Origin of the sequence: Sinorhizobium kostiense (assembly GCF_017874595.1) — a bacterium.
Taxonomy (GTDB): Bacteria; Pseudomonadota; Alphaproteobacteria; order Rhizobiales; family Rhizobiaceae; genus Sinorhizobium; species Sinorhizobium kostiense.
The window spans coordinates 589,064-610,314 of sequence record NZ_JAGILA010000001.1 but is presented as its reverse complement, the minus strand read 5'-3'; the positions used below and the strand labels follow the sequence as shown (position 1 = coordinate 610,314).

Annotated in this window: 18 protein-coding genes; 11 read left to right on the top strand and 7 right to left on the bottom strand. The window is 63.5% G+C overall.

Features of this window, described 5'->3' with window-relative positions; translation table 11 throughout:
• Window positions 1-178: 178 nt before the first annotated feature.
• Window positions 179-1,579 carry a sensor histidine kinase gene (locus tag J2Z31_RS02735; RefSeq protein ID WP_209600343.1) on the top strand — a complete coding sequence of 467 codons (1,401 nt, stop codon included), beginning with the start codon at window positions 179-181 and terminating at the stop codon, window positions 1,577-1,579.
• On the top strand, window positions 1,576-2,232 hold the full coding sequence (locus J2Z31_RS02730) for a response regulator (RefSeq protein WP_209600342.1): 657 nt from the start codon (window positions 1,576-1,578) through the stop codon (window positions 2,230-2,232). The genes J2Z31_RS02735 and J2Z31_RS02730 overlap by 4 nt, the downstream gene beginning before the upstream one ends.
• A 38-nt stretch (window positions 2,233-2,270) precedes the next feature.
• On the opposite strand, the gene J2Z31_RS02725 is transcribed toward J2Z31_RS02730, so the two are convergent.
• Complete coding sequence (locus J2Z31_RS02725) at window positions 2,271-2,732, bottom strand: hypothetical protein (protein ID WP_209600341.1); 462 nt, start codon at window positions 2,730-2,732, stop codon at window positions 2,271-2,273.
• A 397-nt stretch (window positions 2,733-3,129) separates the two neighbouring features.
• Here J2Z31_RS02725 and J2Z31_RS02720 point away from each other — a divergent pair, with 397 nt between their 5' ends.
• A complete protein-coding gene (locus J2Z31_RS02720) occupies window positions 3,130-3,693 on the top strand; it encodes a hypothetical protein (protein ID WP_209600340.1) in 564 nt (187 codons plus the stop codon).
• 360 nt (window positions 3,694-4,053) lie between these two features.
• Entirely contained in the window at window positions 4,054-4,572 is a 519-nt protein-coding gene (locus tag J2Z31_RS02715) for an OsmC family protein (protein ID WP_209600339.1), read from the top strand.
• Window positions 4,573-4,597: 25 nt separating this feature from the next.
• Here J2Z31_RS02715 and J2Z31_RS02710 read toward each other — a convergent pair whose 3' ends face one another.
• Both J2Z31_RS02710 and J2Z31_RS02705 read right to left on the bottom strand, forming a co-directional pair.
• On the bottom strand, window positions 4,598-4,918 hold the full coding sequence (locus J2Z31_RS02710) for a c-type cytochrome (protein ID WP_209600338.1): 321 nt from the start codon (window positions 4,916-4,918) through the stop codon (window positions 4,598-4,600).
• A 283-nt stretch (window positions 4,919-5,201) separates the two neighbouring features.
• Window positions 5,202-6,275: a class I SAM-dependent methyltransferase gene (locus J2Z31_RS02705; RefSeq protein WP_209600337.1), complete on the bottom strand. Its 1,074-nt coding sequence runs from the start codon at window positions 6,273-6,275 to the stop codon at window positions 5,202-5,204.
• Between the two features lie 301 nt (window positions 6,276-6,576).
• Between J2Z31_RS02705 and J2Z31_RS02700 the strand changes: the two genes are divergently transcribed.
• From J2Z31_RS02700 to J2Z31_RS02690, 3 genes are all read left to right on the top strand, one after another.
• The gene (locus J2Z31_RS02700) at window positions 6,577-7,617 is read left to right on the top strand and encodes a GlxA family transcriptional regulator (RefSeq protein ID WP_209600336.1); all 1,041 of its coding nucleotides are present in this window, start codon (window positions 6,577-6,579) and stop codon (window positions 7,615-7,617) included.
• A 237-nt stretch (window positions 7,618-7,854) separates the two neighbouring features.
• Window positions 7,855-8,946, top strand: a complete 1,092-nt coding sequence (locus J2Z31_RS02695; RefSeq protein WP_209600335.1) for a branched-chain amino acid ABC transporter substrate-binding protein — start codon at window positions 7,855-7,857, stop codon at window positions 8,944-8,946.
• 191 nt (window positions 8,947-9,137) lie between these two features.
• Window positions 9,138-11,591 (top strand): PAS-domain containing protein, encoded by a 2,454-nt coding sequence (locus J2Z31_RS02690; protein ID WP_209600334.1) that lies wholly within the window; start codon window positions 9,138-9,140, stop codon window positions 11,589-11,591.
• A gap of 66 nt (window positions 11,592-11,657) precedes the next feature.
• Here J2Z31_RS02690 and J2Z31_RS02685 read toward each other — a convergent pair whose 3' ends face one another.
• The 4 genes from J2Z31_RS02685 to J2Z31_RS02670 form a co-directional block, all read right to left on the bottom strand.
• Entirely contained in the window at window positions 11,658-13,892 is a 2,235-nt protein-coding gene (locus tag J2Z31_RS02685; protein ID WP_209600333.1) for a xanthine dehydrogenase family protein molybdopterin-binding subunit, read from the bottom strand.
• On the bottom strand, window positions 13,889-14,866 hold the full coding sequence (locus J2Z31_RS02680) for an FAD binding domain-containing protein (protein ID WP_209600332.1): 978 nt from the start codon (window positions 14,864-14,866) through the stop codon (window positions 13,889-13,891). The genes J2Z31_RS02685 and J2Z31_RS02680 overlap by 4 nt, the downstream gene beginning before the upstream one ends.
• A gap of 63 nt (window positions 14,867-14,929) precedes the next feature.
• A complete protein-coding gene (locus tag J2Z31_RS02675; protein WP_209600331.1) occupies window positions 14,930-15,553 on the bottom strand; it encodes a (2Fe-2S)-binding protein in 624 nt (207 codons plus the stop codon).
• 277 nt (window positions 15,554-15,830) lie between these two features.
• Entirely contained in the window at window positions 15,831-16,736 is a 906-nt protein-coding gene (locus tag J2Z31_RS02670) for a helix-turn-helix domain-containing protein (RefSeq protein WP_209600330.1), read from the bottom strand.
• Between the two features lie 348 nt (window positions 16,737-17,084).
• On the opposite strand from J2Z31_RS02670, the gene J2Z31_RS02665 reads away from it, so the two are divergent.
• From J2Z31_RS02665 to J2Z31_RS02650, 4 genes are all read left to right on the top strand, one after another.
• Window positions 17,085-17,870, top strand: coding sequence for a pseudouridine synthase (locus J2Z31_RS02665; RefSeq protein ID WP_408022016.1), 786 nt, complete (start codon window positions 17,085-17,087; stop codon window positions 17,868-17,870).
• Between the two features lie 158 nt (window positions 17,871-18,028).
• Window positions 18,029-19,006, top strand: coding sequence for a tripartite tricarboxylate transporter substrate binding protein BugD (locus J2Z31_RS02660; RefSeq protein ID WP_209600328.1), 978 nt, complete (start codon window positions 18,029-18,031; stop codon window positions 19,004-19,006).
• A 197-nt stretch (window positions 19,007-19,203) separates the two neighbouring features.
• A complete protein-coding gene (locus J2Z31_RS02655; protein ID WP_209601042.1) occupies window positions 19,204-19,665 on the top strand; it encodes a tripartite tricarboxylate transporter TctB family protein in 462 nt (153 codons plus the stop codon).
• Window positions 19,666-19,675: 10 nt separating this feature from the next.
• A complete protein-coding gene (locus J2Z31_RS02650) occupies window positions 19,676-21,181 on the top strand; it encodes a tripartite tricarboxylate transporter permease (protein WP_209600327.1) in 1,506 nt (501 codons plus the stop codon).
• Window positions 21,182-21,251 lie beyond the last annotated feature (70 nt).

The following is a 21,251-nucleotide window of genomic DNA, read 5'->3' as shown; positions in this document are numbered from 1 at the left end:
CGTTCGGACCATTGAGTTAACGGATAGGACTTAGGTCGAATCGCGCGTCCAGAAAAAGTCCGATCCACCACGCAGGAAATGCCACGCCATTGACCCCATTACTGACGGCGATAGTTTACGCCTTCGACTGAACCTCAGTGCCGCCAGCGAATCGAGCGGGCGATCCCGAGTATTTGTAGTGCGCACCAAGGACCTGATCACAGGCTGGAATGAGCAAGCGCTGGCGAAGCAGTTCCTGCTGGCCGGCGGCATCGTCGCGACTGCGGCGATGCTCGTGGTCGGCGCCTTCGTCACCAGCCTCATTGAGGAGGCCGTCACGCGAAATTCTGCAGCGACGACCGCGCTCTACGTCGACAGCGTCATTGCGCCCCTCCTGCCTGACATGCAGACCACCGAAGTTCTCGACGATACAGTTGCGCGGGCGCTCGACGAGACCCTGGGCCATGGCGCGCTCGGAAATCGCTTGCTGGAATTCCGCCTCTGGCGCGCCGACGGAACCGTGCTCTATTCGAATGAGGGGAACATTGTCGGACAGCGTTTTACGCTCAGCCCTGAGCTTCAGACGGCGTTGTCCGGCAAAATGGTGGCTCAATTGCAGTCACAGGACGGCTTTCGGGATGAGACCGGCCGGTCGGCAGACAAGCCGTTCCTCGCAATTTACAACCCCGTGCTGCAGCCCTGGTCCGGCGAGGTCGTCGCCGTTTCCGAGTTCCACGAAGTGGCCCACGATTTCCAGCTCAGCTTGCGCCGGGCGCGGTTCCTCACGTGGCTCGCCGTCGCGGGCTTTACGCTCGCCTTTTTCATCATGCTTTCGGCAATCGTCATGCGGGGAAGCAAAACCATCGAGAACCAACGTACGGCACTCAAGCAGCGCGTCGACGAGCTCTCCGCACTCCTGTCTCAGAACGAGATCCTGCGCGGACGCCTGCAACAGGCCTCCCAGCGAGCAACGGCGCTGAACGAGAAGCTGCTGCGGCGCATCGGAGCGGATCTCCATGACGGTCCGGCACAGCTGCTGGCCTTCGCCTCGCTGCGCCTGGACAGCGATATGTTGATGAGCCCTTCCACTCCGAACGAGAAACGCGACCGCGAGCTTGCCGCGATCAAGGCGAGTCTCGACGAGGCGATGCATGAAATCAGGACCCTGTGCAACGGCCTGGTGCTGCCGCAGATCGAAACCGCCAGTCTGCCCGAGATCCTCGAGCGCTGCGTTCAGGCGCACAGGCAACGGACCGGTTCGGCTGTAGATCTATCGCTCTCCGACCCGCCAGGCGGGCTTTCCCCGTCTGCGAAAATATGCATATACCGCTTCGTGCAGGAAGCGCTCAACAATGCATATCGCCACGGTGGCGGCATCGACCAGCGCGTCATCCAGAGCTTTGACGGCGAAAGGATCCGGATAGAGGTGAAGGATGGGGGGCCTGGCTTCAATCCCAATGAAATAAATTCCACGAGCCTCGGGCTTGCCGGCCTGAGGGAACGCGTGGAGAGTCTCGGGGGAACATTTGAACTGAACGCAGCCGCGCCGGGCACCGTTGTCCGGATGTGGCTCGACATCAGGGAGATTGGGCAGATATGACGGCTGCAATTCGCGTTGCTGTGATCGACGACCACCCTCTGTTCAGAGAGGGTGTTACGAGGAGCCTATCGGAGATCGAGGGGTTCGAAGTCGTTGCCGAGGGCGGTTCACACGAGGACGCGCTGCGGATCGCCGAAAACCTCAGCCCCGACGTGATGCTTCTCGATATTTCCATGCCGGGTGGGGGATTGGCCGCCGTCCCGCTTATCCTGGAGATCGCACCGTCGCAGAAGATCGTCATGCTCACGGTGTCGGAGGCCGGTGACGATGTTACGACCGCTCTGCAGAGTGGCGCCAAGGGCTATGTCCTGAAGGGCGTCGGGTCGAGAGCTCTGGCGGATATCATCCGGACCGTCGCATCTGGCGAAAGCTACGTGGCACCGACGCTCTCGGCCAAGCTCCTGACCAGCCGCGCATCCGAGCCTGCGCGCAAGTCCGACCTGATCAGCGACCTGACCATCCGCGAGAAGGAGGTCCTCAATCTCGTCGCCTCCGGCATGAGCAACAAGCAGGTCGCAAGGCAGCTCAACCTGCACGAAAAGACCGTCAAGCACCATATGACGCAGATCATGGCGAAGCTCGACGTCGCCAACCGGACGGAGGCCGCGATGGTGCTGCGCGACGCGATTGACCGCCCGCTTGGCACGGGATGAGGAGCGTGGCCTAGAGCCCGCTTTAACCCGGAAAGGCGCTAGTCAATGAAGGACAACAGGCGTTCCTGATCATCCTTTGTCGCGCGACGGTTGACGATCGTGCGGCCGTGGGCATCTTTCATGATGTAACGCCCGTCTTTGATCTCTTCGCTTATTCCTTTGGCGTGGCGCACTCTCAAAGCCGAACCGCGGTTTCCGACGCTTGCGCCTCGCGCGCTCGCCCCGCCCGAACTGCCGCCCGCCCGGCTCCCGCTTGAACTGTCGCGGCCTTTGCCGCTGCCGCCTTCGTTGCCGCCTCCCCGGCCGCTGCCGCCGCCATTGCCGCGCCCGCCGCCATTTCCGTTGCCCTCATTCTTGGCCAGGGCGGCCTGCGGCTCGACCTCAAGCGTCGAGCCTGAAATGGTCGCTTTGTAGGGAAGCGCGACGAAGCCGATCGACGCAGCGAACAGGACCGCGATGGTCTTCCGCCGCGTCGTTTTCGTCTTCCTGTGGAACGTCATTGGCGCAAGCTCAACGTGATCTCGACAAAAATCCAACTCTCGCGAATGCACGCAAGATCTTGAGCTTAACCTTGCTCACGCCCCGCCAGATCGTCAAGCCAAGCCTGCCGCGACCGGCGCTCTTAAGACCTTTCTCTCGATGAGATCAGACTTTCGCCCAGGACCAAGGTCCTAGTTTCCGCAACCAGACCAGAAGGGACTGAAGCGGTCACCATCGGTGCGCGCACCCTTCGCGCAACGGCCGATCGGACCTTCTCTTATGAGACCAAAGCCCCAGACGAAAAGGCAATGGTCTGACCGGCTGTTGCGAACGGAACAACCGCTGCTACGCCGAATTGCAGAAACTGCCGGACGCGATCCTCCATTCTAATCCACGAAGACATGAAAGGATGCGAACATGAAAAGAATAGCCGCGACTTTAGCCGCCACAGTTCTCGCCTGCGCGAGTGTGGCCGCACCCGCCTTTGGCGGTAACGGCGATGAAAACGGCAATGGCAAGGGAGGCGGCAGCGAGAACAGCGCGGCCGACAGGGCTCCCGGGCATACAAAGGACGAAGGCAAAAGCGCCAGAGATTCTGCACCCGGTCAACTAAAGGGCGACGGCGAAAGCGCCAAGGCTTTCGCGCCCGGGCAAACCAAGCGGTCCGACGATGACGACAACGACGGGACCGGCAGCGTGGGCAAGAGGAATCTCGGCACGCTGATCTCCACCATTCGAGCCGGCAAATCTGATTTGAGCGGGGTCGCGGACGATATCGACGTCACCGTGATCGACATCGATGATTTCAGGGTCAATCGTACCGCGCTCGACAACGCCCTCGAGGCTCGCGAGACAGAGATTGCTCGACTGCGCGAGGACCTGGCGGCCCTCGACCTTGACGACCTGACCGATGCGCAGATCGAGGCAGCGGTTGCGGTGCGTGTCGAGGCCGACGGCACGCTCACCGTATTCGTCGATTGAGCGGCAACCCGGTCGAGCTTGGAAGGGTCGCCGCCCTCCAATGCGCAGATCGAAAGAGTTACAGCGCCCTTGCGCGTCCGACGCGGGCGCTGTAATCGCGCTGACGCAGCGGCACGATGAAGCGCGGCATCTACTGCGCCGCGCGTCTTATCACGCGCAAAGGTCGCTGTAGCACTTTGAAATGCTGCATGTCTTTGTCCTTAAATCGCGGTCGATTTAAGGAGACATCCAGTAGCTCTCGAGCTCGGCTGACCTCTCTTCCAATGGCGCCACACCGCCTGTCGTCGTGCGTGGCCGTTTCTCGGCGCCGCGGTTTCCGGTAGGTTTGCGGGATGCACACCGAAGAGGAGGAGAATGTCGATGGATGCCGCCAAGCTGCGCGCCATACAGGCGCCGATCAAGGACCGCTACAGATCCAATCCCGAGGCGGCATCCATAACGCTTCGCGCAAATGGCACGCTCGACGACGAGAGCATCGCCTGCAAGGTGGAAACCGGGCGCGCGCTCGCGGTGGCGGGCCTGCATCCGGCGACCGGCGGCAGCGGTCTCGAGCTCTGCTCGGGCGACATGCTTCTGGAGGCGCTCGTGGCCTGCGCCGGGGTCACGCTCAAGGCTGTCGCGACCGCGCTCGAAATACCGCTCAACTCCGGCACCGTCTCGGTCGAAGGCGACCTCGATTTTCGCGGCACGCTGGGCGTCGCCAAGGACGTACCGGTCGGCTTCGCTGAAATCCGCCTTGCCTTCGACCTCGAAACGGACGCGCCACAGGAGAAGCTGGACCAGCTCCTCAAGCTCACGGAACGCTATTGCGTGGTTTACCAGACGATCCGCAACGGCGCACCGGTCAAGGTGAGCCTGAGCCGAACCGATAGCTGCTGACGCCGCCACCACATGGATCCGGAGCTCACGGTCTTTGCCCTTGGATATAGGCAACCACGTCGGCAATCTCAGAACGCGTTAGAGACAGCGGCGGCATGCGTGAATGCGTGGGGTCGGCCAGAAACGCCCTCAATGCCCCCTCGTCCAGGCGTTCGGCGCTGCCGATCTCGGCAAATGTCGGAACCTGATCCGAGCCGCGACTTTGGCCGGGCGATACCACGTGGCAGCCGGCGCACCAGCGCTCGGCGATCCGCCGACCGTTCGCCCGATCGGCCGCGGCACCTTGCCCAGCCAACGCCGGGACCAGCACCAGAGCGACGGCGAAACATATAAAACGCCTCTGCATGACCCTTCCCATCAGGTTCGCCGGTAAAAGACTGCTTCGAGATGACGATGATTTTAGGTCAGATCGATTGATCAGGAACGGGCGCGGGCGGAAAACCCGCACACTTTTGCTCATTGCGCGCGACGGGGCGGCTTGAACAGGAATGCTCGTGGTGCAAGCATCAGCGAGAGCGGGCGTTCCGCTGCGCTGATGCTCAACATGCTCCTTCCAGGGCGCCATGCGGTAATTCGTTGACCTGCCCTTCGAGCTTTCCGAAGATCGGTTCCGAGTTCCGGCCGATGCGCTAGAGCCGTGCCTCCAGGATCAGGTTGAACGGCGTCGCCAATGCCTGCCGGAAATGACTGAATCCTGCCTTGCGGAAGACATCCGCGAGCCGCGCTTCGCCCGCCTGGGCGCCGAGCACCATACGGCCGCCATCGGAGATCGCATGCGCGCAGCAGATCGTTGTCGAGGCCGAATAGTAGATCCGGGCGACCGGAGAGACATTGTCTTCGACATGGTCGTTGGCAAAGGGCTCGACCAGCATCACCGTTCCGCCCGGCGCGATCGCCCGCGCCGCATGCATGGCGGCGGCAACCGGATCTCCCATGTCGTGCAGGCAATCGAAGAAGCAGATCAGGTCGTAACCCGCACCGGGGTAATCATTCGCCCGGGCAGTTGCAAAATGCGTCCGTCCCGAGACACCCGCTCGCGCCGCTATGGTTCGCGCCTCAGCGACGGACTGCGGATGCGTGTCGAAACCGCGAAACTCGGAAGCGGGGAATGCCTCCGCCATGAGCACGGTGGAGTGGCCGTGACCGCAGCCGACATCCGCCACCAGCGCGCCGGCCTGAAGCTTTTCGACGACGCCGTCAAGCGCCGGCAGCCATTCGGCAACGAGGCTCGCCCTGTAGGCATTGCGGTAGAAGGCGGCGACCCCGCAAAAGAGCCGCCCGTCATGGTCGCCCCAGGCGATGCCCTTGCCGGTGCGGAACGCTTCCACCGCTTTGTCCTCGTCCGACCACATCGATGCAGGGACGGCCCAGGCATTGGGGATGAAGTAGGGGCTGTCCTCATCGGCGAGGACCAGCGCCTGTTCCGGCGTCAGTTCATAGGTGTCGCTGATCGCATGATAGGCGACGTAGCCGCCCGCGACCTGTGAGCCGAGCCATTCGCGCACATAGCGTTCGGCGCAGCCGGTGCGGCTCGCAAGTTCCCGCGAGCTGAGCGGACCGGCCCCCGCCAAACCCCGGTAGAGGCCGAGGCGATGGCCGAGGCTCACCATGACGCCGCCGTAGCCAGCCGAAAGGTCTCCTATCGCGCGCGTGACGATCGCATCGAGTTTCGTCTGATCGACTGTTTTGCTTATCTGATCCATATCCGGCTCCTTGCCGTTCACTGTGCCTTCGACCCTGCGGAGGATCGCAGCCCCCGTCGGCAAAAGGCAGAGCCGAACGGACCAATATCGGGCCGATTGCGCCACACCACCGCATCGGCACCGAAAATCGGAACCGGTTTTCGGAAAACGCGATGCGTGGATTCAAAGGTCACGGCGTCCTTTGTGTGTGTCCTGAAGGACGCACGGCGCTGTACGTGCCCGATCGAGAAAAGCACCATTGATCTGTCGAGGCGGATTCGGCAGGCTTCGCGGGTCGCCCAACCGTCGCCGGGGAAGTTGAATGCCACGCCAAGGAGCCCAGACCGGTTCGCAACCGCTTCATGTGAGCCTCGTTGCCATTCCCGAGGCCGTGCTCTCCACGCTGACCGGCATTTTTGACGTGATGAATGCCTTCACCATCCTGCCGGCGCCCGGGATCAAAGAACCACCATTCAAGGTCGAAATCGTCGGCCTTCAGCAGGGTCCGCTTGAGCTCGCGAGCCGCGTGCCCGTCACCGTTCAGCGCAGCATCGCCTCGCTCGAGACGACGGATATCGTTATCGTGCCGTCCCTTCTCGTCGGACCGGAGGGCTGGCGGAAGGACCGCTATCCGGAACTCGTCCAATGGCTGGCCGCCATGCATCGCCGCGGTGCGCTTCTCTGCTCGGCCTGCTCCGGCCTCTTTCTGCTTGCGGAAACCGGACTCTTCGACGGAGTGGATACGACGGTGCACTTCGGCTACGCGCGCATTTTCAAGGCGTCTTATCCGCAGGTGCCGACGGAGCCCGAGCGCGCACTCGTCGTTTCCGGCCCGCGCGAGGAATTGATTACATCCGGCGCCTCGATGACCTGGCATGACCTGGTGCTCTACCTGATCGCCCGCCATGCCGGCGCAACCGCTGCGCAGGCCGTCGCCCGGTTCTTCGCTTTGCAGTGGCACCAGGACGGGTTGGCGCCTTACATCGTCTTCGAGGGGCGCAAGGATCATGGCGACCGCGCCATCAGTGCGGCGCAGGATTGGGTTGCGTCGCATTTCTCGGTCGCCAATCCCTTGGAGGAGATGATCCGCAGCACCGGGCTTGCCGAACGCACCTTCAAGCGCCGATTCACCGGCGCGACGGGCTTAAGCCCGATCGCCTACGTGCAGCGCCTCAGGATCGAGGAAGCCAAGCGCCGGCTCGAGCGAACGGAAGCCCCGGTCGATGAAATCAGTTGGCAGGTCGGCTACGAGGAGCCCGCCTTCTTCCGCCGCCTGTTCAAACGCATGACCGGCCTCACGCCCGGCAGCTATCGCCGGCGCTTCCGCATCCCCGATTACGCACAGCCGCGGCGGGAAAGGTGAGCTCCTACGCTCACGCGGCGGGATTCGCGCTCGCGCGGTCGATCTATTCATCACGATTTGCAGGCGATCAAGTCGGGCAGAGTGGCGGTCCCCCTTCGCAGGGAGTAAAATCGTCGCGAGATCACGTGGATTTTGGGTGGGATTGGCTTGAACGTGATCGATTCTTAAAAGCTTGCGCGGGACGCGGGCGGAGAACCGCCCGCGGTTTCCTCATTCCGCGCTGGGGAGGGTGCCTCGATGCGCCGTCTGTTCGCAGCCGTTGCTCTTGCACTTGCGCTGGCTTTCCCGGCCCAGGGGGAGGTTCTGATCGGGGTCGCAGGCCCGATGACCGGCAAGCTCGCCTGGACCGGCAACCAGTTGAAGCGCGGAGCCGAAATGGCCGTTGCACACATCAATGCCGCCGGCGGCGTGCTCGGGCAGCAGGTTCGACTGACCGTCGCCGACGATTTCTGCGACCCACAGCAGGCGATTGCCGCAGCAGAGAAGCTGATTTCGGACGGTGTGGTCTTCGTCATCGGACATTATTGTTCCGGAGCGTCGATACCCGCTTCGAGGATATATGCGAAAGCTGGCGTTCTGCAGATTTCGCCGTCGTCGACGAATCCAACCTTGACCGAGCAGGGTCTTGCCAATGTCTTCCGCGTATGCAGTCGCGACGACGCCCAGGGCCTTGAGGCGGGCAATTATCTCGCCGATCACTGGGGCGATAAGAAGATCGCGCTTTTTCACGACGACACGACCTATGGCAAGGGGCTGGCCGACGAGACCAAGAAGCAGTTAAACAGACGCGGTGTCACCGAGGCAATCTACCAAAGCTACACGCCCGGGAAGGACGACTACTCGGCCGAGATCGCAGCCTTGCAGGCGGCGGACATCGCCGTGCTTTATCTCGGCGGCTATCATACCGAAGCAGCACTCATGGTCCGCGCGGCGCGTGATCGCGCCTATCCGGTGCAACTGATCTCGGGCGACGACACGGCAACCGAAGCCTTCGGCCTGATTGCCGGGCCGGCCGCGGAGGGGACGCTCTTCACCTTCGTCGCCGACCCGCGTCGAAATCCTGAAGCGGCTGAGGTCGTCAAGCGCTTCCGGGCGGAAAATTTCGAGCCGGACTCCTGGACCCTGCACAGCTACGGCGCTGGCGAGGTATGGGCGCAAGCGGTTGCAAAGGCCGGATCGCTGGAGCCCGAGGAAGTCATAGCGGCGCTGCGAAAATATCAGTTCGACACGGTGCTGGGGCGGATCGACTTCGACGAGAAGGGCGATCTCACCGTCCAGGGCTGGGTGTGGTATGTTTGGAAGGATGGCGAATACGTGCCGCTGGATTAGATCTGCCCGGCGGCAACCCGGGCGGCTCGCGATTGAGAAGATATCCGCGGTGACGATTTTCAGTGCAAGGTGAGGAAAAGTGTGCGCGGTTCTCCGCTGCATACGATGTCAACTTTGAAGCGATCACGTTCATGATTTAGTCGATCCGACCTGACATCATCGTGATCTGGCCGGAGCGAAGGGTTGCCACGATGTTTGAGCGACTCGGCATCCGCGGCCATTTGCTGCTCGCATTCTTCGGCATCAGCGCCTTCGCGGTGCTTGCCACCGCCGGCGCGTTGTATGCCTTCTTGCAACTCGTCCAGGTGGTCGAACGGGTAACGGAGCACCGGGTCCCCTCCGCACTCGCCTCGCTCGAACTTTCCCGCCATGCCGAGCGGGTTGCCGCCACTGCCCCGGCGGTCCTCGCCTCGACCAGCAAGGCTCGACATGCGGAGGTGTCGGCCGCGATCACCAACGAGATGGAGCGCCTCGAGGAGCTCCTCGGTGCCTTGAAGAGCGCGACCCTGAACCCGGTGGTCGTCGAGATCGAGGACGCGGCCGTCCGCCTCAGACGCAACCTGAACGCCCTTGACGGCCTCGTCACCGACCGGCTCGCCGTGGTCGCGCGCAAGGAGGAGCTGTTGCGCCGCCTGTCGGCGACAACGAATGCCAGTCAGCGGCTAGTCGCGCCCGGTATTCTCGTCATGTACTCGAAGGTACCGCAATGGCGAGCAGCGACAGCTCAATCGGTGACGCCCGAGGCACGAGCCGCGGCCACGACGGACCTGGCGCGCGCGATCGCCGACTATATCCCACAGCAGACGGCGCAGCGGGAAATCGCCGCGATCAACGACACGCTGCTGCAGGTTGCCGCGGTACCGACACCGGGCGACCTGGCGCTACTTTCCTTTCCGCTGCGCCGCTCGGTCGGCACACTGGAGGCCTTAACGCCTGAGTTCGACGAGCAATTGCGCAAGCGCTTCCGTCAGCTCGTGACCGAATTCGACACGCTGATCGACGGTCCCGGGAGCATCCCCGCGGTCCGCGGCGAAGAACTTGCGACACTCGCAGAAGGCAGGAAGCTGGTTGCGGAGAACGAAGAGCTGTCGCGCAGGCTTGCACTTGCCGTCGACCGCCTCGTGGCGGCGGCCAAAGGCGATATCGTCGATGCCAGCGGCGAAGCAGCGAGGGTGCGGAGCTACGGCACCGCAGTCGTGCTCGGCTCCGCACTCCTGAGCCTGCTGAGTTCGATCCTGATTGTCTGGCTCTATGTCGACCGGAATCTGCTCGCCCGCCTTAAAGGACTGAGCCAAAGCATGCTCGCGATCGCAGCAGGCAATCTTCGGGTACCACTGCCGGAGACTGGCCGCGATGAGATCGGCCGCATGACCAGGGCTCTTCGCGTATTCCGCGACACGGCGATCGAGGTCGAGGAGCAGAACCTGCGCGAGGTCGCCGAGGCCCGGCAGCGCCTGATCGACGCGATCGAAAGCATTTCCGAGGGCTTCGCCCTGTACGACCGGGAAGACCGGCTGCTCCTCTGCAATAGCCGATATCGCGAGATTCTTTACCCTGGCATCGATGATGCCGTCGTCTCCGGCACGCGCTTCGAAGACATCATCCGGGCCGCGGCGGGGCGTGGCCTGATCGAGGATGCGGTCGGTCGCGAGGAGGAGTGGATCGCCGAGCGGCTGGAGGCGCACCGCAATCCGGCCGGAACGATCCTCCAGCAGCGCGGTCCTGATCGCTGGATCCAGATCAGCGAGCGGCGGATTTCAGGCGGCGGCACCGTCGCCGTCTATTCGGACATCACCGAGCTCAAGCGCCGCGAACAGGATCTTTCGGAGAAAACGGCGGCGCTCGAGGCACTCTCCGCCAAACTCGCCAAATATCTTGCGCCGCAGGTTTACAGCTCGATCTTCAGCGGACGGCAGGACGTCAGGATCGAAAGCCGGCGAAAGAAGCTGACGATCTGTTTTTCGGACATTGCCGCTTTCACGGAAGCGACCGACAAGATGGAATCGGAGGAGCTGACGCAGCTCCTCAATCAATATCTGACCGAGATGTCGAAGATCGCCCTCGCCTTCGGCGCAACCGTCGACAAATATGTCGGCGACGCCATCCTGATGTTCTTCGGCGATCCGGAGACGCGCGGCGTCAGGGAGGATGCGATCGCCTGTGTCTCGATGGCGCTCGCCATGCAGAACCGCATGGCCGAACTCGGCGATGCCTGGCGCAGCATTGGCATTGAGACGCCGTTGCGATCAAGGATCGGGATTCACACCGACTACTGCACGGTCGGCAATTTCGGCAGCGAAGACCGGATGGACTACACGATCATCGGCGGCGCGGTAAATCTTGCCGCACGTCTCGAGCGAGAGGCGACGCCCGGATCCGTGCTCATATCCTATGAGACATATGCCCAGGTGAAGGACCTGATCCACTGCGAGGAAATGGGTCACATCCGCGTCAGGGGGATAGCATATCCGGTAGCGACCTACCGCGTCGTCGACTTCAAGTCCAATTTGACGAATGCTTCCGACGCAATTCGAACCGAGCTGCCACATCTCAAGCTCGAAGCGGAACCCGAACTCATGTCGACTGTCGAGCGTGAAGCGGCCGTCAGCGCTCTGCGCCAGACGCTCGACCGGCTCCGTCGTTGACGCGCAATGCGGCGCCAGGCCGTCTGCGAGACCCGCCCAGGATGAGAGGCACGGCGCCGGAGCGCATCAAACGCTCAGTACATCCTCGATCCGGATCGGCAGGGTGCGCACGCGCTTGCCGGTCGCATGGAAGACCGCATTGGCGATGGCGGGAGCCATGCCGACGAGGGCGATTTCGCCGAGTCCCTTGACGCCGAGCGGGTTCACATGCGGGTCCACCTCCTCGACGAAATGCGCCTCGAGCATTGGGATATCGAGATTGACCGGCACAAGGTAATCCGCCATGTGGGCGTTGACCGGCCGCCCGTCACGCGGGTCGAGGACGGTGCGTTCCATCAGGGCCATGCCGATGCCGCCGATCATGCCGCCGGTGCACTGGCTTCTCGCGAGGCGCGGATTGACGACACGGCCGATGCCGTAGGCGCCGACGGCACGGCGTACCCGGATCGTACCGACGTCCGGGTCGACCGCGACTTCGGCAAAGACTGCTCCGAAGGCGTGCATCGAATAGCGCTTGGCAATTTCGGGATCGCGTCCGGAGGAGGCTTCCGCCTCGATCGGCGCTCCGGCAATCGTGACGAGCTCGCCATAGGATGGACCCGGCGCAGCATCGCCGCGCCGCCTTGCCCGACCGTCGACCCATTCGACCTCCTCATGCGCCACGCCGAAAACGGGCGAGCGCTCGTCGACGACGGCGCGCCGTGCCGCTTCCGTCTTGACCGCAAGACAGGCGGCACGGATTGCGGAACCGACCGAGGCCATCGTCCAGGAGCCGCCATGGGAAGGCGCCGGGGGATAGTCGGAGCGGCCGAGGCGGAAGTGGACCTGCTCCAAGGTCAAGCCAAGCATTTCGGCTGCGACCTGGGTCATCGACGTATAGGTTCCCGGCCCCATGTCGCTTGCCGCGACCTCGACTTCCGCGCTCCCGTCGGCGCGAAGGCGTACTCGCGCGCTCGCGGGCGCTTGGTAGGCCGGATAGCTCGCCGATGCGACTCCCATGCCGATCAGGAGCCGCCCGTCGCGCATGGAACGCGGCTCGTAGGTCCTGTTCGCCCAACCGAAGCGATCGGAGCCTACATCGTAGCATTTCATCAGCGAGCGGCTGGAGAAAGGCTTGTTTTCGGCCTCGTCGATTGCAGGCTCGTTTCGCCGCCGCAATTCGACCGGATCGATTGCGAGCGCGTAGGCGAGTTCGTCCATGGCGCATTCAAGAGCGAAGATGCCGCTTGCCTCGCCCGGACCACGCATGTGGTTCGGCGTGCCGATATCGAGCGGCCGCAGCCGGTATTCCGTACGCACGTTCGGGCAGGAATACATGTAGCCGCTGGCGTTGGTTAGGGCTTCGATGAACTCTTCGTAACGGCTGGTTTCGCCCGAACCCTCATGGATGAGGCTTACGAGCTTGCCGTCGGGCGCAGCGCCGAGAGCGACGCGCTGCAGGGTGCGTGGTCGATGGCCGGTGGTGAAGAACATCTGCTTGCGCGTGAGCACGAGCTTGACCGCCCGCCCGACCTGACGCGCCGCCATGGCCGCGAGCGTCACATGCGGCCATGTCCTGAGCGACGTGCCGAACGCGCCGCCGATGAAGGGGCAGATCACCTGCACGTTCGCGACGGGAATGCCGAATATCGCGGCGATCTCCGCCTGTTCGTTAACCACGAACTGGCTCTTGCTCCAGAGCGTCAGGCGATCGCCGGCCCAGGCCGCGACCGTCGCGTGCGGCTCCATCGGATTGTGGTTTTCTCGCGCGATATCATACGCCTCGTCGAGCTTGGCCGGCGCGCTCGCGAGCGCCCCGTCGGGATCGCCGCGAGAACTATCTGCATGGACCCAGGAGCCCTCCCGCGTGGCGGCTTCCGGCACGATCGGCTCAACGTTCCGTTCCAATGGATCGACGATCGGTCTCTCCGCCTCATAGGCGATGTTCAGCGCCGCCGCGGCGCGCTCGGCTCGGTCCAACGTGTCGGCGACGACGATCGCCACCGGCTGACCATAAAACCGCACGCGGTCGTCTTGCAGCACATGCAGCCTCTCCCCGACTGCGGGATCGATGTAACTCTTGTGCTCGTCGTAGGCCAGGCGCGGCGCATTGCGGTGCGTGATGACGGCGATGATGCCGGGCATCACTTCAATCGCCGTACTGTCGATGTCGGTCACACGGCCAAGACCGACCGTAGCGCTGACGATCACCGCGTAGACCTGGCCCGGTTGGTTGAAATCGGCAGCGTAACGCGCGCTGCCGCTCACCTTGGCGCGGCCATCGACCCGGGGCAGCGGTTTTCCGATCACACCTGTCGTCATGCGACCTCTCCCGTCATTTCAAGCGCGCGGACGATCGTCCGGGGCAGGAGCTCGAGCTTGTAGTGATTGTGCGGCAGCGGTCGAGCCTCGCGCACCGCCAGTTGGGCGGCCGCTTCGAAGACCTGGCGATCCGGCGCCTTGCCGATCAAGGCCTCCTCGACGGGACGCAGCCGCCAGGGTCGCGTCCCGACGCCACCGGCGGCCAGTCGCGCCTGACGGATCACTCGCCCTTCCATCGAGAGCGCCGCCGCCACGGAGACGAGCGCAAATTCGTAAGACGCGCGGTCGCGCACCTTCAAGTAGCGGGCGCGCCGGCTAGAGCCCCCGGCCGGAACGCGCACCTCCATGATAAGCTCGCCGGGCAAGAGCGTGTGCTCGAGGTGGGGCGTATCGCCCGGCAACCGGAAGAGATCGTCCACCGCGAAACTGCGTTCGCCTTGCGGACCACTCACCCGCATCGTCGCGTCGAGGGCGACGAGCGCGACCGCGAGGTCCGACGGATGCGTCGCAATGCAATGATTGCTCGTGCCGAGGATGGCATGGCCGGCATGGAGGCCGTCTATGGCCGCGCAGCCCGATCCCGGCTCGTGCTTGTTGCAGGGAGCGTCGAGCATACGGAAATAGGGACATCGGACGCGCTGCAGCAGGTTGCCGCCGATCGTGGCCATGTTCCTGAGCTGCGGCGAGGCACCCTCAATCAGGCTCTCGGCGATCAGCGGCTGGATGCGCTGCACGTCGGGATGAGCCGCGACATCGGACATCCGCGCGAGCGCGCCGAGAACGAGCACGTCACCCTCGACGCGGATGTCGGCCAGCGGCAGCGCGTTGATGTCGACGAGCCGCTCCGGCCGCTCCACCTCTTCGCGCATGAGATCAACGAGCGTCGTGCCGCCGGCGATGAAGCGCGCACCCGCAGCCGCGGCCGCAATCGCCTCTTCGGCGGTCTTTGCTTTTTCGAGAACGAAGGGAAGCATGGGGTTACCTCCTCCTGGACAATGAGTGTGAGCGGGTGCGCGCAGAAAACCGCACATTCTTCCTCATCCCGCCCCGGCGGCCTCCGCCATCGCCGCGACGATGCCAGGATAGGCGCCGCAACGGCAGATGTTGCCGCTCATCCAAAATTGGATTTCTTCGGGCGAACCCGCGTGCCCCTCCGCGATGCAGGCCACGCCGGACATGATCTGTCCGGGGGTGCAGAAGCCGCATTGCAGGCCCTCGTGCTCGATGAAGGCCGACTGGAGGGGGTGGAGTTCCTCTCCTTCTGCCAAGCCTTCGATGGTGACGATCTCGGCCCCATCATGCATCGCGGCCAGGGTCAGGCAGGAGACGACGCGACGGCCGTTGAGAAGGACGGTGCAGGCGCCGCAGGCGCCCTGATTGCATCCCTTCTTGGTGCCGGTGAGATCAAGTGTTTCCCGCAAGAGGTCGAGCAGCGATTGGCGCGGATCGAGCTCGAGTTCCCGCGCCTCCCCATTGACGATGAGCCGCACCCGCTGCAGCACCTTTCCCGGATCGCCCGGCGCGGGGGCCGGCTGAGCGGAAACGCCGGGGATTACAGCGAATGAAGCGCTGCCTCCGGCCAATTGAAGGACCGTCCGGCGTGAGATCGCCGAGGGCGGGAGGGGATGCGAACTTCCTGCAATATGCTCTCGGTCAGTCATCGGATCCTCCGTAGGCGGCACCTTCCTGCATTGCAGCTGAGGGTCGGAGCCGTGTAAGGACTAAGCCATGTAGTAATTCAAAGCATTACGGTGAGATTCATGCGTCTGATGAAGCCGTGGCGCTCTGCCGGCGAGCGTCCTTGGCTTCCGAGATGGAACGCTAACCGTTCTTCGTCTGACCGCCAGTGATCAGAGTGCCGTTTTTTGTACGAGAGTGCTGTCCTCAAGCTGCGACGGACGCCGCCGATCTTGCAAGAGAACTTGAGTTCAATGGCGTCTAGGAGCGACGCAGGCGCCGCCACTGGCCGGGCGTCACATTCATGGCGCTGAGGAAGCTTCGGGTGAGATGGCTTTGATCCGAAAAGCCGCAGTGACTTGCGATCTGGTCGATTGGCAGATTGGAATTCAGGAGCAGCTCCTGCGCGCGCTCCAGGCGCCTGGCGAGCAGCCACCGCAGAGGAGAGGTTCCGGTCGTCACCTTGAAAGCGCGGGCGAAATGGCTGCGTGAGAGCCGACAGGCGCGGGCAAGTTCATCGAGCCCCGTCTTTCCGTCCATATTAGCTAGCAGCATCTCCTTCGCCCGCCGTTCCTGCCACGGAGCCAACCCTCCCGCCACCGGGCGAACGACGGCGGGCTTATCTGCGTAGAAGGTCGTGAGATGCGTGAGCAGCGCCAGAGCGACATAGTCGACAAAAAGGCCGCTGGCGGCTTCCGGGCGCTCGAATGCAGGAACCAGGGCTTCCCCAAGACTTCTGATGATGTGATCGCTGAATGCCACGCCATTTGCCGTTCTGAGCGATCCGACGGGTTTCAGGTCGTGCTCCTGCTCAAACTGCTGCACCGCATCTCGCGGTGTGTACATCGAAACGCAGTCCACAGGGCCCCGCGTCAATGAGGCATGCTCCTCGTTCAGATCGAGAAAGAGAAACTGCCCGCGATTAAGCGGCATCATGGCGACAGGCTTGCCGTTCACCCAATAAGGGATGGCTTGCAAGTCGCGCCGCTGGAGGCAAAGCAGATAGCCGTCGCTCGTATCCATCCGTACCGGAGTCGCGCACTCGGCTTCGTCCCAGCGTAGCCGGCTGCCTAGTATTTCCGCCACTTGTATGTAGCGGGTGGAGAGAGTGCGCGGCTCCTCCAGCCCCACGAAGCGACCCAGGCGCTGCCCAAGCTTTCCACTCATTCGCGCCCCCTTCGCGATACGATCTGCAGGCGAACTATACTTTGCCGGTTGTAAAATTGGAACGCTTCCCCAATGCGGCCGCAGATACTGAGCTGTCTCGACTTCGGCTCACGGGCGCTCTCGACCTGGACACCCGCCGGCGTTGCGAGATTCCTCAGCGGCTTTTCCGGGGCGCGGCTGTCGCTGCGAGCCTCTGGGCAAAACGACCGGAGACGCGCCTTTCAGTGACTTCCGGCCCATTCGATTGGAGACGGCGCTTTTTCAGATGCATCGGCGCGATTCATCTCTGGTCCGCCGCCGCGGATTGTGCCAGAGGGACGACTATGCATGCTTGCTGAGACTGAGCGGTTGAAAGAGCGGCGCCCAAAACCAACTAAACGAGATCCGAAGGCGCAGGATGGCGCTCGGACCGGCAAGCGCGTGACGCTTGCGCGCGCGCTGTCGAAGCTCGGCTATTGCTCCCGCACGCAGGCCGAAAGGCTGATCGTCGAGGGCCGCGTCAGCGTCGGCGGGCGCAAGACGACCGATCTTTCCGATTGGGTGGACATCGAGAAAGACAGGATCGCCGTCGACGGCGTCGCAATCGCGGCTGAGGCGAAGATCTATCTGATGCTGAACAAGCCGCGCGGGGTCGTGACGACGCGGGACGATCCGGAGGGACGGCCGACCGTATACGACTGTCTCGGCGCGATCGATGCTCGCTTCCTCTCCCCGGTTGGCCGACTCGACAAGGCGAGCGAGGGGCTTCTCCTCTTCACCAACGACACGGTTCTTGCGCAGCGCCTGCTCGACCCCGAGACCCATCTCGGCAAGGTGTACCACGTGCAGGTGGGCGGCCAGTTCGACGAGGTCTCGGCGAAGGCCATGACCGAAGGCGTGTTCGAGGCTGGCGAATTGCTGAGAGCCGCACGGGTCCGGCCCTTGAGGAGCGGCGATCGCAACAGCTGGATCGAGGTCGAGCTGCAGGAAGGACGCAACCGACAGATCCGCCGCATGCTCGACGCACTCGGCTTCGAATGCCTGCGCCTCTTGCGCGTCTCGATTGGCGAGATCGTCCTCGGCGATTTGCCGAAGGGAGCAAGCCGCCCGCTGACCGACGCGGAAATCCGATATCTCAGACGCCGTACCGGCTAGTGATGCCGGAGCGTGCCGGCCATCCCACTTTGAAAAATACGAAACCGCCGCACACAGCGGTTGTCTGTGCTAAGATCGCGTTTGCTGCTGGATGCCAGCGAGAGCCGGCATGGGAGGTATCTTGACCGGCTGGTAACAACGTCATCCTGGAGGAGAAAATGACGATTCTGAAAGCGCTTCTGGGCGCCGTCGCCGCCGTTTCCCTGTTTTCCGCTCCGGCCAGCGCCCAAACCTATCCGGAGCGCACGATTACCGTGATAGTGCCCTTCTCGGCCGGCGGCCCCACCGACACGGTTACGCGCCTCGTCGCCGAATCCATGTCGAAGGATCTCGGCCAGCAGGTCATTGTCGAGAACGTCGGTGGTGCCGGCGGCACGCTCGGGGCCGGCCGCGTCGCCCAGGCCGAGCCTGACGGCTACACGCTGCTACTCTACCATATCGGGATGGCGACCAGCGCCACGCTCTATCGCAACCTTGCCTATGATACGTTGAACGCATTCGAATATGTCGGCCTCGTCACAGAGGTTCCGATGACCATCGTCGCGCGCAAGGACTTCGAACCGAACGATCTCAAGGGGCTGATCGAATATGTGAAGGCCAACAAGGATACGGTGACGGTCGCCAATGCCGGCATCGGCGCCGCCTCACATCTCTGCGGCATGATGTTCATGAATGCCATCGGCACGCAGCTCACGACAGTACCCTACAAGGGCACCGGACCGGCGATGACCGACCTGCTCGGCGGCCAGGTCGACATCATGTGCGATCAGACGACGAACACGACGAAGCAGATCCAGGGCGGCACGATCAAGGCCTATGCGGTGACCTCGCCGAAGCGCCTCAAGATTTTCCCCGACCTGCCGACGGCGAGCGAAGCCGGCCTGCCCGGCTTCGAAGTGGGGATCTGGCACGGCCTCTACGCGCCGAAAGGCACGCCGCCGGAGGTCACCGACCGCCTGTCCAAGTCGCTGCAGAAGGCGCTCAAGGACGAGAACGTCATCGCCCGCTTTGCCGAGCTCGGCACGGAACCTTCGAGCGAAGCCGATGCGACCCCGGCGGCGCTGAAAGCCAAGCTTGAAAGCGAAATCGCCCGCTGGAAGCCGGTGATCGAGGCTGCCGGCGAGTATGCGGACTGATCCGATTTGCACACCTTCGCGCGTCTGTTCAGACGCGCGAAGGTCGCTGTAGCGCTTTTAAGGGATATGCGGTAGGCGGCGGTTGACAGCTGTCAACCGACGCCTAATGCCGGAGACTCGGGACCGGATATCCGCGCGAGGACCATTCTCTGAGAACCGGCACGCGGGCGGCGGCCGAAAGCAAGATGGGGAACATGATGAAATCCATCTCCTTTGACACGACCAACGCGCTATGCGGCGGCCTCCTCACGGCCGTTGGTCTTTTCTTTGCCTGGCAATCCTTCGGACTCGAACTCGGCACCGCCTTCCGCATGGGCCCTGGCTATTTCCCGCTGGTGCTCTCCGGCGTGTTGACGCTCCTCGGCGTCGTCATCCTGGTGCAGTCGGCCCGGGTGCATGGCGAGCCGATGGGGCCGATCGCGATCCGCGGCATGCTCTTCATCCTGCCGGCGCCGATCTTCTTCGGCTTGACCGTGCGGGGCCTCGGTTTCGTGCCGGCGCTCTTCTTCACGGCGCTGATCGCCTGTTTCGCCTCGCACCGGATGCGTCCGCTCTGGGCGGTCGCGCTTTCGCTGGCCTTGACCGTGTTCTCCGTCCTCGTCTTCAGCTACGGACTGCAACTGCCTTACCAGCGCTTCGGCCCCTGGGTCCGGTTCTAGGAGGTGGACGATGGATCTCGTCAGCAATCTCGCCCTCGGCTTTGCCACCGCCGCCTCGCCCGCGAACCTGCTGTTCTGCCTGATCGGCGTGCTGCTCGGCACGCTCATCGGCGTGCTTCCCGGCATCGGCGCCACCGCTACGATCGCCATGCTGCTGCCGATCACCTTCCAGCTGGAGCCGGTCTCCTCGCTGATCATGCTCGCTGGCATCTATTACGGCGCCCAATATGGCGGCTCGACCACGGCGATCCTGATCAACATGCCGGGTGAATCGTCCTCCGCCGTGACTGCGATTGACGGCTACCAGATGGCACGCAACGGCCGGGCCGGCGCGGCGCTCGCCATCGCCGCGCTCGGGTCCTTCTTCGCCGGCACAGTCGCAACCTTCCTGGTTGCGATCTTCGCGCCGCCGCTCACCGCGATTGCGCTCGAATTCGGCGCCGCGGAATATTTCTCGCTGATGATCGTCGGCCTCGTCTCCTCGGTCGCTCTCGCGCACGGCTCGATCGTCAAGGCGCTTGCCATGGTCGCGCTCGGCCTGCTGCTCGGTCTTGTGGGTACCGACATCTATACCGGCACGCCCCGCTTCACCCTCGGCATTCGCGAATATGCAGACGGGCTGAATTTCGTCGGGCTCGCCGTCGGCGTCTTCGGCATCGCCGAGATCCTGCGCAACCTCGAAAGCGAGAAGACGCGCGAAGTGCTGATGGCCAGGGTCACGGACCTGATGCCGAGCCGCGACGACTTCAAGCGTATGCTCGCGCCGATCCTGCGCGGGACCGTGATCGGCTCGGCGCTCGGCATCCTGCCAGGCGGCGGCGCGATTCTCGCCGCCTTCGCCTCCTATACGGTGGAAAAGCGCATTTCCGATCGTCCGCAGGATTTCGGCCGCGGGGCAGTGGCCGGTGTCGCGGGGCCGGAAAGCGCCAACAATGCCGGGGCTCAGACCTCCTTCATTCCGCTGCTTACCCTCGGCATTCCGGCAAACCCGGTCATGGCGCTGATGATCGGCGCGATGATCATCCAGGGCATTGTGCCCGGCCCGAACGTGGCGGCGGAACAGCCGCGGCTCTTCTGGGGTATCATCGCCTCCATGTGGATCGGCAACCTGATGCTCGTCGTGCTCAACCTGCCGCTCATCGGCCTCTGGGTGAAACTGCTGAAGGTCCCCTATTTCATCCTCTTCCCGATCATCATGGCCTTCTCCTCAGTCGGCGTTTACAGCGTCAATGCCAACGTCTACGACCTTTATGCCGTCGCCTTCTTCGGCCTCGTCGGCTACCTGCTCCTGAAATTGCGCTGCGAACCGGCACCCCTGCTCCTCGGCTTCGTGCTCGGGCCGCTGCTCGAGGAAAACCTGCGCCGCGCCATGATCCTCTCGCGCGGCGACCCGACGACCTTCTTCACGCGGCCGATCAGCGCCACCCTGCTTGCGATCGCGGCCGTCGTGCTCGTCGTCGTCTTCCTGCCAGCCGTCAAGGCCAAGCGCGAGGAGGTCTTTGTCGAAGAAGACTGATCAGGTCGCGCATTTGCGCCCGCTTCTCTAATCGGGCGCAAATGCCTCCCCGCGGCGAGCCTCATAAACT

Bases quoted from the DNA above. Each gene is read 5' to 3' on its own strand.
- J2Z31_RS02705 (WP_209600337.1), bottom strand. From the start codon at position 6,275: ATGGATCAGATAAGCAAAACAGTCGATCAGACGAAACTCGATGCGATC.
- J2Z31_RS02650 (WP_209600327.1), top strand. From the start codon at position 19,676: ATGGATCTCGTCAGCAATCTCGCCCTCGGCTTTGCCACCGCCGCCTCG.
- J2Z31_RS02730 (WP_209600342.1), top strand. From the start codon at position 1,576: ATGACGGCTGCAATTCGCGTTGCTGTGATCGACGACCACCCTCTGTTC.
- J2Z31_RS02675 (WP_209600331.1), bottom strand. From the start codon at position 15,553: ATGACTGACCGAGAGCATATTGCAGGAAGTTCGCATCCCCTCCCGCCC.
- J2Z31_RS02685 (WP_209600333.1), bottom strand. From the start codon at position 13,892: ATGACGACAGGTGTGATCGGAAAACCGCTGCCCCGGGTCGATGGCCGC.
- J2Z31_RS02720 (WP_209600340.1), top strand. From the start codon at position 3,130: ATGAAAAGAATAGCCGCGACTTTAGCCGCCACAGTTCTCGCCTGCGCG.
- J2Z31_RS02670 (WP_209600330.1), bottom strand. From the start codon at position 16,736: ATGAGTGGAAAGCTTGGGCAGCGCCTGGGTCGCTTCGTGGGGCTGGAG.
- J2Z31_RS02680 (WP_209600332.1), bottom strand. From the start codon at position 14,866: ATGCTTCCCTTCGTTCTCGAAAAAGCAAAGACCGCCGAAGAGGCGATT.
- J2Z31_RS02695 (WP_209600335.1), top strand. From the start codon at position 7,855: ATGCGCCGTCTGTTCGCAGCCGTTGCTCTTGCACTTGCGCTGGCTTTC.
- J2Z31_RS02690 (WP_209600334.1), top strand. From the start codon at position 9,138: ATGTTTGAGCGACTCGGCATCCGCGGCCATTTGCTGCTCGCATTCTTC.
- J2Z31_RS02655 (WP_209601042.1), top strand. From the start codon at position 19,204: ATGAAATCCATCTCCTTTGACACGACCAACGCGCTATGCGGCGGCCTC.
- J2Z31_RS02715 (WP_209600339.1), top strand. From the start codon at position 4,054: ATGGATGCCGCCAAGCTGCGCGCCATACAGGCGCCGATCAAGGACCGC.
- J2Z31_RS02660 (WP_209600328.1), top strand. From the start codon at position 18,029: ATGACGATTCTGAAAGCGCTTCTGGGCGCCGTCGCCGCCGTTTCCCTG.
- J2Z31_RS02700 (WP_209600336.1), top strand. From the start codon at position 6,577: ATGCCACGCCAAGGAGCCCAGACCGGTTCGCAACCGCTTCATGTGAGC.
- J2Z31_RS02710 (WP_209600338.1), bottom strand. From the start codon at position 4,918: ATGCAGAGGCGTTTTATATGTTTCGCCGTCGCTCTGGTGCTGGTCCCG.
- J2Z31_RS02725 (WP_209600341.1), bottom strand. From the start codon at position 2,732: ATGACGTTCCACAGGAAGACGAAAACGACGCGGCGGAAGACCATCGCG.